14 protein-coding genes are annotated in these 13,312 nt (G+C 36.7%); 4 read left to right on the top strand and 10 right to left on the bottom strand.

Features of this window, described 5'->3' with window-relative positions:
* Nucleotides 1–41 precede the first annotated feature (41 nt).
* Nucleotides 42–431: a DUF7147 family protein gene (locus O7776_RS04030; protein ID WP_274309356.1), complete on the top strand. Its 390-nt coding sequence runs from the start codon at nt 42–44 to the stop codon at nt 429–431.
* Nucleotides 432–561: 130 nt separating this feature from the next.
* On the opposite strand, the gene O7776_RS04025 is transcribed toward O7776_RS04030, so the two are convergent.
* Nucleotides 562–834 carry a YlbG family protein gene (locus O7776_RS04025; protein WP_274309355.1) on the bottom strand — a complete coding sequence of 91 codons (273 nt, stop codon included), beginning with the start codon at nt 832–834 and terminating at the stop codon, nt 562–564.
* A 275-nt stretch (nt 835–1,109) separates the two neighbouring features.
* Between O7776_RS04025 and O7776_RS04020 the strand changes: the two genes are divergently transcribed.
* A complete protein-coding gene (locus O7776_RS04020) occupies nt 1,110–2,018 on the top strand; it encodes a glycerophosphodiester phosphodiesterase family protein (protein WP_274309354.1) in 909 nt (302 codons plus the stop codon).
* Between the two features lie 47 nt (nt 2,019–2,065).
* Here the strand turns inward: O7776_RS04020 and O7776_RS04015 are convergent, their stop codons facing one another.
* The 3 genes from O7776_RS04015 to O7776_RS04005 form a co-directional block, all read right to left on the bottom strand.
* Nucleotides 2,066–2,512: a YlbF/YmcA family competence regulator gene (locus O7776_RS04015; protein WP_274309353.1), complete on the bottom strand. Its 447-nt coding sequence runs from the start codon at nt 2,510–2,512 to the stop codon at nt 2,066–2,068.
* Nucleotides 2,513–2,560: 48 nt separating this feature from the next.
* Entirely contained in the window at nt 2,561–4,039 is a 1,479-nt protein-coding gene (locus O7776_RS04010) for a UDP-N-acetylmuramoyl-L-alanyl-D-glutamate--2,6-diaminopimelate ligase (RefSeq protein WP_274309352.1), read from the bottom strand.
* 69 nt (nt 4,040–4,108) lie between these two features.
* On the bottom strand, nt 4,109–5,155 hold the full coding sequence (locus O7776_RS04005) for a CAP domain-containing protein (protein ID WP_274309351.1): 1,047 nt from the start codon (nt 5,153–5,155) through the stop codon (nt 4,109–4,111).
* Between the two features lie 150 nt (nt 5,156–5,305).
* Here O7776_RS04005 and O7776_RS04000 point away from each other — a divergent pair, with 150 nt between their 5' ends.
* Nucleotides 5,306–5,662: a YugN family protein gene (locus O7776_RS04000; RefSeq protein ID WP_241367862.1), complete on the top strand. Its 357-nt coding sequence runs from the start codon at nt 5,306–5,308 to the stop codon at nt 5,660–5,662.
* Nucleotides 5,663–5,752: 90 nt separating this feature from the next.
* On the opposite strand, the gene O7776_RS03995 is transcribed toward O7776_RS04000, so the two are convergent.
* From O7776_RS03995 to coxB, 6 genes are all read right to left on the bottom strand, one after another.
* Nucleotides 5,753–6,214 (bottom strand): DUF420 domain-containing protein, encoded by a 462-nt coding sequence (locus O7776_RS03995; protein WP_274309350.1) that lies wholly within the window; start codon nt 6,212–6,214, stop codon nt 5,753–5,755.
* A 76-nt stretch (nt 6,215–6,290) separates the two neighbouring features.
* Complete coding sequence (gene ctaG / locus O7776_RS03990) at nt 6,291–7,202, bottom strand: cytochrome c oxidase assembly factor CtaG (protein WP_274309349.1); 912 nt, start codon at nt 7,200–7,202, stop codon at nt 6,291–6,293.
* Nucleotides 7,203–7,376: 174 nt separating this feature from the next.
* Entirely contained in the window at nt 7,377–7,724 is a 348-nt protein-coding gene (locus O7776_RS03985) for a cytochrome C oxidase subunit IV family protein (protein WP_274309348.1), read from the bottom strand.
* Nucleotides 7,724–8,350, bottom strand: a complete 627-nt coding sequence (locus O7776_RS03980) for a cytochrome c oxidase subunit 3 (RefSeq protein ID WP_274309347.1) — start codon at nt 8,348–8,350, stop codon at nt 7,724–7,726. The genes O7776_RS03985 and O7776_RS03980 overlap by 1 nt, the downstream gene beginning before the upstream one ends.
* On the bottom strand, nt 8,350–10,287 hold the full coding sequence (locus O7776_RS03975; RefSeq protein ID WP_274309346.1) for a cytochrome c oxidase subunit I: 1,938 nt from the start codon (nt 10,285–10,287) through the stop codon (nt 8,350–8,352). The genes O7776_RS03980 and O7776_RS03975 overlap by 1 nt, the downstream gene beginning before the upstream one ends.
* 39 nt (nt 10,288–10,326) lie before the next feature.
* Nucleotides 10,327–11,397, bottom strand: coding sequence for a cytochrome c oxidase subunit II (gene coxB / locus O7776_RS03970; RefSeq protein WP_274309345.1), 1,071 nt, complete (start codon nt 11,395–11,397; stop codon nt 10,327–10,329).
* Between the two features lie 962 nt (nt 11,398–12,359).
* On the opposite strand from coxB, the gene O7776_RS03965 reads away from it, so the two are divergent.
* The gene (locus O7776_RS03965; protein WP_274309344.1) at nt 12,360–13,271 is read left to right on the top strand and encodes a COX15/CtaA family protein; all 912 of its coding nucleotides are present in this window, start codon (nt 12,360–12,362) and stop codon (nt 13,269–13,271) included.
* Nucleotides 13,272–13,312 lie beyond the last annotated feature (41 nt).

Raw genomic sequence — 13,312 nt, 5'->3', positions numbered from 1 at the left:
TCCTGCATCATGATATTATTGTAAAGAAAGGATGTGTCATAATGATTCAACAATTTATCGAACTTGGTCAAGGTTATGGTGACATTTACGAGCTTTGCGAGCTAGTTAAAACAAATGAAAACCGTTTCCATAACGCGTTCATTTTCACTGCTAATCATAACGGCCAACAAGTTGCTTCCCTTGCTGTAGCTTTTAAACCAGCCAGCGAAAGCAAATTCATGCCAATATATATTTGCCGCGAAGGAATTCCATTTAACGAAGAAAAACCTTCGAAGCGCATCGAAATTTTTAAACAAGCGATCCAAGATGCGGGTCAGCTAGAAAATATTTTCGAAATTAAGCACTCCTCTATTTTTTCGGAAACAAATCAATATTATCAATACTTAATAGGTATTTTACGACTAAACCATTACATACCACCAATGCAATAAATCATTTTGTCTGGGTGTATATGTGTCTGGGATTTGTTTTGCGCCCGTGCAAAGAACTACTTACCGAATTTTGATATCCGCCGGAAGATTAACTTCTTTCAGCGGATGTTTGAACACTAGCTAAAAGAAGTTAAAGTCCAACTTTATAATCGTATTCTTTTGCCTTATCTGGTTTTGCATTTTCAAATTCCGTTTTAAGAAATGGTCGATATGACTCTACAACGTCTTTCACAAATGGAAGGCGTTGTATTTTTGTCTTCAAGGCTTCCATTTCATCACGGTTACAATAAATCACTACATATTTCTGTTTCCGTGAAATAAAATTAACATGTCCATATTTCCTCAGCGATTTCGCATGCTTTAATTGATGAACGTAAACAATCAAACCTTGTCTTTCATTCATATACATCCCTCTTTTCTCATATAAACCACCACGTATATTGTCAAAAATGAACAGTAATCCCTGCTCATTTGAACAAAATTTTTACTACATTATCCATTAAAAGAATACCAAATGTGCAAATTGATAGCAACAGAGTTTAGACAGTAGACGTCGTTATCCGTTATAATAGGAACGAGTAGAGTGATAATATGCACTCCATGCGTTCAAGCACTTTTCACACTCTATTTTTCATAACCTTAATAGAAGAAATGTACGGTTAGAGGAGGACGAATTTAATGGGTAAGAAAACAAAAGTTGCTTTAGCAATTGCTGCGGCGAGTGCTGCGGCATGGGCAGGATCCAAAGCTATTTCGAAGCCGCAAAAACGCGAATCTAAAGAAGCATTACAATTTGAACGTCCAATTATTATCGCACAGTATGGGGGCTCTGCTTTAGCTCCTGAACACTCATCACTTGCATTCGAACAATCGAGTAATCATGGTGTAGATGGATTTGCTGTAAGCGTACGTCTAACAAAAGACGAAGAAATTATCGCATTCCATGACGCGACTGTTGATCGTACAACAAACGGTGCAGGTTACATTAAAGATTTAACATTAGAAGAACTGAAGCAACTTAATATCGGCTATCATTTTGAAGCAATTGACGGCACACACCCATATGAAGACGAAGCTGTTGCAGTTGTTACATTGCGTGAACTATTCGAAATATATCCAAATAAACTATTTATCGTGTCTATTCAGGACAGCCCTGACACATATGAAGGTAGTTTAATGCCTTCAAAACTATGGCGCTTAATCGAAGAATTAGATATTCAGTATCAAATTATCGTAACAAGCCCATATAGCGAGCAAATCGACCGTTTCAATTTATACGCACAAAACCGTATTGCATTAGGTGCAGGTGAAAGCGATGTAAAAAAAGCAATGACAGCATTTACGAGTCAATTCGGTCATTTATATCATCCAAAAGTCGATTTATTCGTTGTACCGCTAAAAGCAGGTGTTTTCAACTATGACTCGCCGCGCTTTGTAAAGTTTTTAGCAGACTTAAATGTCCCAACAATATATAGTGATATTGACGATTTAATGACGATGAATCGCTTAATTCGTCAAGGCGCGATGGGTATCATTACAAACCGCCCTGATATTGCTGCTTTAATAAATGAAACCATTGAAGCTTAAATAAAAAAACCAACATTCCTAAACGAATGTTGGTTTTTTGTATAACATTAAGCCGAACAAGAACAGCCGCCACCTGTACCACAGCCAGAGCCACATGATGAGCCACTTGCAAAGAACGGATTGCTCGCAGGAATTTTAACCGCTTCTGAAACGGAACGACCGATTATAAAACTAATTTCATCTAATAAGTCTTGATAATCATTTTCCGCTAATTTAAGTGAAGCTACTTGCTCGTTTAAATCGAGCGCACGCTTTTCCATTCGAATTTTTTTCATAATTGTATTGTAATCAGGATGATATTTTCCGAAGCGTTGGACATCCTCATAATGATCTTTTAAACGTTGAAAGGTCTTAATTTGAGCACTTAATGCTTCATCCTCATACACAGCATGGTATGCATCTCGATATTGCTGTGCTTGTGTGGAAGAAAGAATCATCGCGCTTAATTCATCGACCTCATCTAAAATCATTATCCAATCTGAAGTCATGAGCATTGTTAATTCCTCCAATCTCATATAATCATAACAGAATCGCTTCGAAAATCAATTATCGTTTCTTGCTTGTTGTGCATCCTTTAAAAATTGCGAAACGCATAGATGATCTGAAAATTCGCTTTGTATCTTGCCAATCTGTTGTGTCTTTTCATGCCCCTTGCCTAATATTACAACCGTGTCGCCTACTTTTGCTTCATTTAATGCAGCGAAAATAGCCTGCTTCCGATCAAGAATTTCATGAAATACTTGTGTAGATGAAAAGCCCTGTTGTATTTGTTCATTAATCGTTGTTGGATCTTCATCGCGGGCATTATCCGTTGTCAGCATAATGACATCCGCATAAATCGAAGCAATCATACCCATTTTCGGCCGCTTTGCTTGATCACGATTGCCACCACAACTAAATACAACAATGACTCGTTGTTTTGCTTGTCTTTTTACAGCTAGTAGTAGTTGTTTCATCGCATCTGGTGTATGTGCATAATCAATAATAATATCTAATCCATAGTCATTTTTAATGCGTTCAAATCTTCCTTCTGGTAAAGTTAGTTCTTCACTAAAGTGACATAATTGCTCAAGTGGATATTCTAATTGAGTTAACACACTCATTGCCGCTAGAACATTCGCACATTGATAGTCCCCAACAAACGGTATGTGCACTACATGCTTTTCGTCTTTATATTGCACTAAGCATGTTGTATAAGAAGTCCCTTCAAACAAAACTTGATAAAAATAATCCACATGCTGTCCCTTACCAAAAAAGCTTCTTTTCCCTTTTTTCGAAAAGCCAATGGAACGACAAATAACATCGTCACTATTCACAATAATTTGTTTCGCCATTGTCGCCAATATTTGCTTGGCTAATTTGTAATTTTCTAAACTACCATGGTCTTCTATATGATCTTCCGTCACATTTAAAAACACGCCGATATCAATATCACAGAAATCTAGCCGGTGCTTATGCAAACCGATTGAGGAAGCTTCTAATACTACATAGCGAATGCCGGTTTTCACAGCTTCATGAAACAACGCATGCAATTGTTTTGGTTGCAAGGTAGTTAATGATTGATAATGCTCAAAAGATCGTTTGCCATTGACATATACACCATTTGTACCAATAACCATGACATTTTGTTTCATTCGTTGCAATAACTGCCCAATTAAATGAGTCACGGTTGTTTTCCCATTTGTGCCTGTCACAGCAATAATCGTCAACGCTTCTGCAGGAAAATGATGAATTTTCGCTGAACTATACGCTAAAAAGCTTAATGTATTTGGCACCCAAATTAGCGGAACTGTAAGCTTAGCCGAATTATAATAGTGTTCATCATCTACAACAATCGCTACCGCACCATTTAATATTGCTTGAGGAATAAACGTTATCCCATTAGATTCCTTACCTTTTCTTGCAACAAAAATAGATCCGGCTGTCACTTCACTCGCATGATCCTCAATACGCATTACTTCACATCGCACAGAGCCCTTAACAGTACACGGCCAATCATTTAATAGCTCTGCTAATTGCACGCTCACACTCCTTACTTTACTGTATGAAGCAAATAAAAAAACGCTACTAGTATGCAGCGTTTTTATTCGTTACTTCATATAAAGTTGTGTAAAGTTATTCACATACGCACCCGAACCGATATGCGTATATTCTTCGTTTAATACAAGTGCACGATGCTCTTTTGAATTTATCCAACCATGTAATACTTCAATAGGATCTTTATAATTTGCTGCTACATTTTCACCTAACTGCTCATAGCTAAATTCAAGCGCAACTAATTCTCCACCGACATCAAATTTTTCTGATTCAGTTGTTTGTGTTTCCATCAATGTTAAAAACATTTGTTCACTATTATCACTCGCTAATGATGTTAACACATTCGAATACGCTAATTTCGGTAATTCAAATTTTTCACGAAACGCATTCGTTAGCGCTGTCAAAATTCGTCCATTCGCTAAATTAATTTCGATTTGTGCAAAACTCGATGGTGTGTTTGCCTCTACTAACTTTCCAAAAAACTGCATTTCATAAGATTTATGTAAAACTAGCGTCGCACCATCTATGAAACGCACACCATATAATGTATTCGTTTCGTTATCTATGTAAAGCTGTATATAAACATCATCATACTTCACTAAAATCCGATTTTTCATATCTTCTTCATTCATCGCAAACAAATAAACGTTGTCGTCACTTTCAAATGTCACTTCTTGCTCAAAAATCGTCATTCGATAAATATCATCAATTGATTCATTAATTGTATATGGTGTTGTATTAAAATTCATATCGTTTGTATATATTTGAGTGACAATATTATTCATTACACCTACCATGAATAGACCTGCCTTATTCTCGTATACCCACCATTCATAACCAAATTCAGTAGGGTCTACACGCACAGGCTTACCGTAATTATCCAAAATTCCATTAGCCGATTTCCCGATATAAATGGAAATACCTGTTGTAGGTCTTGGCAGTTCATTGATACTTTGCTGCGTTGACTCTAGATCTATCACAGGCTTTGTAATAGTCGTTGGCCCTTCTAGCACCTCTGTTTTAGAAGGCTCTACATTTGTATAATATACGACAATACAGATACATGTCGCTACGATCAATATTTGAAATAAAGCCTTCATAAAGCCCTCCGCTCCCCTATTTTTTTCAAGTATTATTATACCAATTTTGGACACGATGACACAATGTTGTCATTGAAACATTTACCATTTTGTTCTATTATTAAATTTGACCGTATAGTTATGTACGCTAGGTAAAAGGAGGATAACGAAATGTATATTGATAATACACAACTGGAAAATGTTAAAGTTGACCAAGAAGTTTTAACAACAGTAATGGGTAAATTTGGTTTAGAGTGCCACGGTGCATGGGATTATGACCGTATGACATTTGACCGTAAATACGACGTTAAAGAAGGTCGTTTCTACTTACGTGTTTTCTGTGATGCTGTATCTGGTGATGTAGGTGCACACAGTGCAACATTAAACATCAACAAGCCTGCAATCGGCAAATACTACTATCCACACGGTGTTGAATACACAGACGAAGTTTTCCCTTCACATTTATTAAAAGAGTGTGAAAAAGTATTAATTGATGTTCGTAAAGAATTATCTGCATACGGTATTTAATACATGCTAAAAAGCTGGTTGCTCGTACCCAGCTTTTTTTATTTTGTAATAAACAAAAGCTTCCCACACTAGTGCATGAGAAGCTTACTATTAGAAACCTAAAATGGCTTTAAATACGGATGTTGTTTCTCCGCCTTCATAAATTACATAAAGTAAAAAGTATACTACAACCCCTGTAATTGCTACGAAGAACCAAATAATACTTGTAATAGGGCCAATACGACGGTGTAATTTTAAGTTATTTTTATAGCCAGAAAGAAGGCTCGTAAGTCCAAATACAGCACCAACAGTTGCTAATGTAATATGGAAAATCAAAAAGAATGTATAGTAGCCTTTTAATTCATCTGGTCCACCAAAAGCCGTGTTTCCGATAAACACTGTACGTGTTGCGTAAATGATGAAGAATATTAGCGCTGAAACACCAGCAGCGAACATCACTTTTTTATGTGCTTCAACTTTTCGTTGTGCAATTAATACCCAACCAATTGCTACTAAAACAGCACTGATTACGATAAATGCGGTGCTGATTGTAGGTAAAATAGGTACGCCCATTGATAAAATCCCCAATCTTAATGTTTCATTTGTTTTATTCACATGATCAATCATGCCTACTTAGTTTATCATTTTATTAGTAGTGAGTTCTATTTTGAAACTCCTTTAATGCATTTTTTGTAATTTCCTCTTGGTTTGTACGTTCAGTATTCCACCATTTACGGAAAATACGGAATAAAATAACACCAAAAATGATTTCTTGAATAATTTTCATCAGTACGCCACCTACTTGCTGGTCACTTACTAAATCCATATTCGAAAATAACTCTGGGCCTGATAATGTAAGCTCTGATAATGTCGCTGAAGGTACACAGAGCTCCATCGCCTTAATCCACATCTCACTATTGCTATATGTACCATACATCGGGCTTGATGCGAAAATAATTAACGCACATGCCGGAGTAATCAATACTGCATTCGATGCAATATACGCCAATTTACTCATATTTTTCATCTCATGTTGACCTTCAATGTTATTCAATAATGGCCAATACATAAAAACCGAAGCAATAAATAAAATACTCGTATAAACCATATGTAATACTTCATTTAACTTAATTGTGTCAAAAACTGAAGGTAAATGATATACCGAAAACAATCCCGTAAATAACACAATCGCAACTAAAGGCTTCGTAAAAATTTTAAAAATTGTACGCATAATTGGCGCTTCCACAACAATTTTCCAAATCCATCCTGGAATACCTTTAATAAAGAAAATCGGTACTAACAACAATAAAAAAGCCATCTGTGTCATATGCATTGTAAACATAATATGACCTAATAAATCAATCGGCGAGCCTTTAATAATATAGTAAGAAATGACAAAGAGAATAAAATTGGTCGCTTCACTTTTCTTTAATGGTTCGCCTGCTTTAAATTTGTGCTGCCACTTTACAGTTACTAAAAAATATAACACTGTCACGAGTATAAGCGTCCCTAATAAAAAAGGACTCCATAACGCTTGAAAACCAAAAATACTTATCGGCATTTGACCATGCTCCTTTAAACATCAGTAAGTTCATTATAGAATGGGAAATTTATAACTTCAATGGAATAACTATGACAATTGCTTGAAATCAAACATGTATTTTGTGTATATGTTAAAGATTTGAGATAAAAAAATAAAACGCCCTTAGCAAATTGCTAAGGACGTGTTTATTAATTAGATGCCCCACCAAATGATTGTCGTAAACGCAAGGAAGAACGTGAACGCGATGAAGGCAGCACTCCATATGAAGAATTCAATCACACCAACCATATGTGTTGAACGGTCTTCTAAGTGCATGAAAGCATAAAGTTGTAATACTACTTGGATTCCAGCTAATAGTAAAATCACTGGAATGATGAATGTTGGCGCGAAGCCAGATAGTACAGAAGCAAACGCGATAAATGTTAAGAAAATCATGATCGCAAAGTTTACTACTTGTTTACGCATATGAACTTTAGACTGAGCTTTGTCATATTCGTATTGAGCTTGAGTACGTACTTCTACATGAGTTCCGTGAGCCATTATCCCAACACTCCCATCAGATATACTACTGTAAAGATGAATACCCAAACAACGTCGATGAAGTGCCAGTATAAAGAAGCGGCAAAGAACTTCGGTGCGTTGTAAAGGTTAAGACCGCGACCACTGTTACGGATGATCAAGCCCGTAATCCAAACTAAACCAATGATAACGTGTAAACCGTGCATCCCTACAAGCGTAAAGAACGCAGAAGAGAATGCTGATTGCGTGTAACCAAAACCAATGTGTACATAGTGCTGGAATTCGTAAATTTCTAAACCTAAGAATCCTAACCCTAATAATACAGTAATACCCATCCACGTACGAACACCGTTAAAGTTATAGTTCTTCATATGGTACATTGCATACACAGAAGTTAATGAAGATGTTAATAATAACATTGTCATAATGAATGCCAATGGTAATTCATAAAGGTCTTTTGCAGCAAACTCCATCCCTGCAGGACCATGATCTTTTAATGCGATGTATGTAGCAAATACACTCGCGAACAACACTGTATCTGACGCTAGGAAAATCCAAAGACCAACTAACTTGTTTTTCCCTTCTTGTGTTGCTTGTTCAGGGTGTTTTGGCCAAGTTTGTGGAGTAAATTTTTGATTAATTTCCATTACTTGTTACCCCCTTTTTTGCCTGTTGCACGGTAGTGAGCTAAATCAGATTCAATTGCTTCAATTTCAGCAACTGTTACGTGGAAGCCAAGATCGTCTTTGAATGAACGAGCAATCATACATCCAATTGTTAAGCCTAAACCACCGATTATTAAAGCTAATGATACAGCTGGTGAAGCATGTGTCGCACCTGCTTGCGCTTGGTCACCCCATGGGCTATATAACGCACCGAATGCAGCGATGAAAGTACCGATTGACATAATTAAAGGTAAGATTGAGTTGTTTGGCATATGGATTTCGCCTAGTGGCTCAGCATAAACCATCCCTTCTTTGTTACCTTCTTCTTTTTCAATCCAATATGGATCGTAGCCACGAACAAGTGGCGTTTGTTTAAAGTTATAGAATGGTAGTGGCGTTTCGATTGCCCACTCAAGTGAACGACCATCGCCCCAGTAATCACGTTTGTTAACTGGTTCTGATTTAATTGATAATAATACATCGATTACTAATAATACTACCCCAATACCCATCATAATAGCACCAATTGTTGAGATAAAGTTGAACAGATCCCAACCTTGGCCACCCATATACGTGAATACACGACGTGGCATACCCATTAATCCTAAGAAGTGCTGAATAAAGAATGTTAAGTGGAAACCTATGAAGAATACCCAGAAAGTAAGAGCTCCAAGTTTCGGATTTAACGCACGGTTAAACATAATCGGCCAGTAGAAGTGAGCTGAACCGAATAACGCAGTTACGATACCACCTACGATTACGTAGTGGAAGTGAGCTACGATGAAATATGAATCGTGTAATTGGTAGTCAAGTGGAGCAGTTGCCTGCATTACCCCTGTAACACCACCCGCAACGAATGACGGGATGAAACCAAGTGCATAAAGCATTGGTACTGTAACTTTAATTGAACCGCCCCAGATTGTAAGAATCCAGTTGAATACTTTCATACCTGTAGGAACAGCAATCGCCATTGTTGCAACAGCGAAGATTGCGTTCGCAGTAGCACCTAAACCAACTGTGAACATGTGGTGAGCCCATACCATGAACCCTAAGAAACCGATTAAGATAGTTGCGAATACCATTGAAGAGTACCCGAATAAACGTTTACGAGCGAATACTGGAATAATCTCAGAGAATAAACCAAACGCTGGTAATACTAAGATATATACTTCAGGGTGCCCGAAGATCCAGAATAAATGCTCCCAAATAATTGTGTTACCACCCATTGTATGATCGAAGAAGTTTGCTCCGAACATACGGTCAACTAACATTAAGAATAATCCACCAGTAAGTGGAGGGAACGCGAATAAAATTAATGAACTTGATACTAATGAAGTCCAAGTGAATAGTGGCATACGCATGAACGTCATACCAGGTGCACGCATCGTAATAATTGTTACGATAAAGTTAATACCAGAGATTAACGTACCCGCACCAGAAATTTGTAAACCAAGGATATAAAAATCAATACCATGGCCTGGAGAATATAAAGATAATGATGCATATGATGTCCATCCTGCATCAGGTGCTCCACCTAGGAAAAATGAAAGGTGAAGGAAAACTGCACCAAGGAAGAATAACCAGAACCCTAGTGAGTTTAAAAACGGGAATGCTACGTCACGCGCACCAATTTGAAGTGGCACGATGGCGTTCATAAAGGCAAAGATAATCGGCGTCGCTGCTAAGAATAGCATCGTTGTACCGTGCATCGTTAATAATTCGTTAAATAGGCCTGCAGAAATGAAGTCACTTTCTGGGAACATTAATTGAATACGCATAAGTAACGCTTCAAAACCTGCAATTGCGAAGAACAAAGTACCGGCAGCTAAATACATAATCGCGATTTTTTTATGATCGACTGTTGTTAAATAGTCCCATACATGTGCTCCAAAGCCCTTTTTTTGTGTAACAGAGCTCACAACTTTAACCTCCTTCAAAGTATCTCTCTTGTTTTATAATTATTTCTCAACAGTTAATTTCATTAAGTATTCAGAAATTGCTTTTGCTTCTTCTGGAGAAACATTATATTTACCAGTCATTGTGTTGCCTGGTTTGTACTTCTCTGGATCCATAATCCAATTTGTTGTTTCTTCAACACTATGCTCCATAAAACCAGCTAAGCGGTTACGGTCACCGAATGTTGTTAAGTTTGGACCTACACCACTACCAGCTACTGCTGATACAGCGTGACATCCTATACAAGAGTTAGCAAATGCTGCTTCACCAACATCTGCTGAATCCGCGCTAGCAGTTTGACCTTCTGTTGCTTTCATTGCTGCAACCCAAGCATCGAATGCTGCTGGCTCAAGCGCTTTAACTTTGAAGTCCATTAATGCGTGAGAAGGACCACATAACTCTGCACATTTCCCGTAGAATACGCCTTCTCCATCATTTAATCCAACTGACTCTTTGTCGAATTGTAAATAGAATTTGTTAATTCCATCAACGTTAGTATCCATCTTACCGCCCACTGATGGGATCCAGAATGAATGTTTAACGTCTGAAGCGATTAGGTTGAAGTATACTTTTTCACCAGTCGGAACTACTAACTCTTGCGCAGTAATAATACCTAAATCTGGATACTCAAACTCCCACCAATATAATTTTGCCGTTACATTTACTGTAAGAGCCGTTTTGTTGCCAGCTTCATCTACTTCATCCATTGCAGCAACATCTGCAAATTTATAAGTAGAGTTTAATGTTGGTACAGCTAAGATTAGTAGTAAAATAATCGGAATAACTGTCCAGATTACTTCTAATGTGTGGCTTCCTTCTACTTGCTTAGGCATATGATTTTCGCCTAATTTAGCTCGACGGAATTTAAAGAATGCAACTAAATAGATTGTAGATACTACAACTACGACTAATGCCATAATTACAATAGATAATAATAAAATGTTTAATTGCTCTTTACCTACCGCACCTGCTGGGCGAAGTGTCGAAAGATAATCTTCACCACATGCTGAAAGGAAAACGGTCATTACTGTTAATAGCGAAAATAAACGCCATTTTTTAAGCCCTTTCATCATAGCTTAATAAACCCCTCTTTCTTTGTTGTATTTTCATGTGTTACCAGGACTACGGTTATGCCTATGTGCATCCTTAAGTAAGTAATACACGCATATGCGCAAAGCATATTAAATGTATTTCTTAAGCAGTAAATACCGCTAACGTAAGAATTCAAATAAGTAAGCACTAACTTCAAAACGATCAGCATTTTATAAATAATTTTCGCAGCAAAGCTTCATGCGTCTGTAAAATTACAATTGATAGTGGACATACAATAAAATAATCAGTGCTAGAAGTTTGATCCCTATCAAATTAGTAAACTTACAATGTTACTAATAAAAATTAATCGTATATGCTAATCAAGTTGCTAGTCCCCACATGTATGGCAGAAAACGATGCCATTGCTTACAAAATTTCATAAACAGTTTTGAAATTTCAAATAATAATAGTTTGTACTCTGATCATCTCAATATGTCTCAAGTCATAAAGTTAATGTGAGACAAATACATAAAGATGAATTTCCTACTTCATGGTCGTTTCAATTAAAATTGAATTTCCAATTTTAATCATCGTACAACTTAAACGCACATGAAATTGCTCGTTATGTAATAAACCTTGCTTGTTATTACAAAGGGTGGACGCCCTATTATTACTTTTCCTTTCAAATTTGTAAGCATATTCCGCTACCATAACTATATCTAAATTTGTATCGGATTTCTAGACGTTTTGCGAAATTTCAAAAAGCCATTTCTGAAATTGTGAAGCGCTTAGAAATCTTAAACAACATATATATAGTAATGCATTTTCTGCCAATATTTGTGAAGGATAGGAGACGAATTTATGAACAATTTGTGAAAAAATGGTTGCTGTTCCAAGCGAAACCTTGATATAAGTTGTATTTTTACCATTTTTTCGCTATCATTTTAAACTAGAGACGCTTTCATAAGCGATGTTGAATATTAAAGTAGGTGGACTCAACTTCATGCAACAAAAATACAGTAAATTTTTAAAATGGTTTGGTGTTTTATCAACGCTTGGCATGTTGCTCATTCTGCAAGGTGGGGCGCTCGTTACAAAAACTGATAGTGGTTTAGGCTGCGGCCGAAACTGGCCAGATTGTAACGGCTCATTAATTCCTAAAGAAATTACAACGGAAGTTTTAATAGAATTTTCGCATCGGGTAGTTACAGGTTCAGTTTCCATTTTCATCCTTATTTTAGTCGTTTGGACTTGGCGCTCACTTGGACATATTCGAGAAGTAAAATTTTTGGGATTTTTAGCAATATTCTTCTTAATTCTTCAAGCGTTAATCGGGGCTGCACAAGTGCTTTGGGGACAAGGAGATTTCATTTTAGCATTACATTTTGGTATTTCGTTAATTTCATTCGCAGCTGTTCTGTTACTAACGTTTATCGTCTTTGAGACAGATTCCAAATTCGATACCGAACGGATTTTCATGAGTAAAAAATTAAAAATACATACTATCTGTGTTACTTTATATTCTTATATCGTTGTTTACACTGGCGCACTTGTTCGTCATACAGATTCAAGTTTAGTTTGTCCAGATTGGCCATTCTGCCGTAACGAGGAACCATTTGCAATTCCATATAATATGTATGAATGGGTTCAAATGGGGCATCGATTTGCCGTATTACTATTCGTCATTTGGATATTATATATTACAGTTTATGTCGTTCGAAATTATAAAAATCAACGTGTTATTTACTGGGGATGGGTTATTGCAATGTCACTTGTCGTTGGGCAAGTATTAGCGGGGATGCTCGTTGTATTATTCAAGCTACATTTACTCGTTTCATTATTGCACTCATTATTAATTACATTATTATTCGGTTTATTATGTTACTTTATATTGCTTGTTTCACGTGCTAAATAAAAAAAACCTAATTCCCTCATTAGTAGGGAATTAGGTTTTTT

It is taken from the genome of Solibacillus daqui, assembly GCF_028747805.1.
GTDB lineage: Bacteria > Bacillota > Bacilli > Bacillales_A > Planococcaceae > Solibacillus > Solibacillus daqui.
This window is presented reverse-complemented; position numbering and strand designations above follow the sequence as displayed.

Bases quoted from the DNA above. Each gene is read 5' to 3' on its own strand.
- O7776_RS04030 (WP_274309356.1), top strand. From the start codon at position 42: ATGATTCAACAATTTATCGAACTTGGTCAAGGTTATGGTGACATTTAC.
- O7776_RS04025 (WP_274309355.1), bottom strand. From the start codon at position 834: ATGAATGAAAGACAAGGTTTGATTGTTTACGTTCATCAATTAAAGCAT.
- O7776_RS04020 (WP_274309354.1), top strand. From the start codon at position 1,110: ATGGGTAAGAAAACAAAAGTTGCTTTAGCAATTGCTGCGGCGAGTGCT.
- O7776_RS04015 (WP_274309353.1), bottom strand. From the start codon at position 2,512: ATGCTCATGACTTCAGATTGGATAATGATTTTAGATGAGGTCGATGAA.
- O7776_RS04005 (WP_274309351.1), bottom strand. From the start codon at position 5,155: ATGAAGGCTTTATTTCAAATATTGATCGTAGCGACATGTATCTGTATT.
- O7776_RS04000 (WP_241367862.1), top strand. From the start codon at position 5,306: ATGTATATTGATAATACACAACTGGAAAATGTTAAAGTTGACCAAGAA.
- O7776_RS03995 (WP_274309350.1), bottom strand. From the start codon at position 6,214: ATGGGCGTACCTATTTTACCTACAATCAGCACCGCATTTATCGTAATC.
- ctaG (WP_274309349.1), bottom strand. From the start codon at position 7,202: ATGCCGATAAGTATTTTTGGTTTTCAAGCGTTATGGAGTCCTTTTTTA.
- O7776_RS03985 (WP_274309348.1), bottom strand. From the start codon at position 7,724: ATGGCTCACGGAACTCATGTAGAAGTACGTACTCAAGCTCAATACGAA.
- O7776_RS03980 (WP_274309347.1), bottom strand. From the start codon at position 8,350: ATGGAAATTAATCAAAAATTTACTCCACAAACTTGGCCAAAACACCCT.
- coxB (WP_274309345.1), bottom strand. From the start codon at position 11,397: ATGATGAAAGGGCTTAAAAAATGGCGTTTATTTTCGCTATTAACAGTA.
- O7776_RS03965 (WP_274309344.1), top strand. From the start codon at position 12,360: ATGCAACAAAAATACAGTAAATTTTTAAAATGGTTTGGTGTTTTATCA.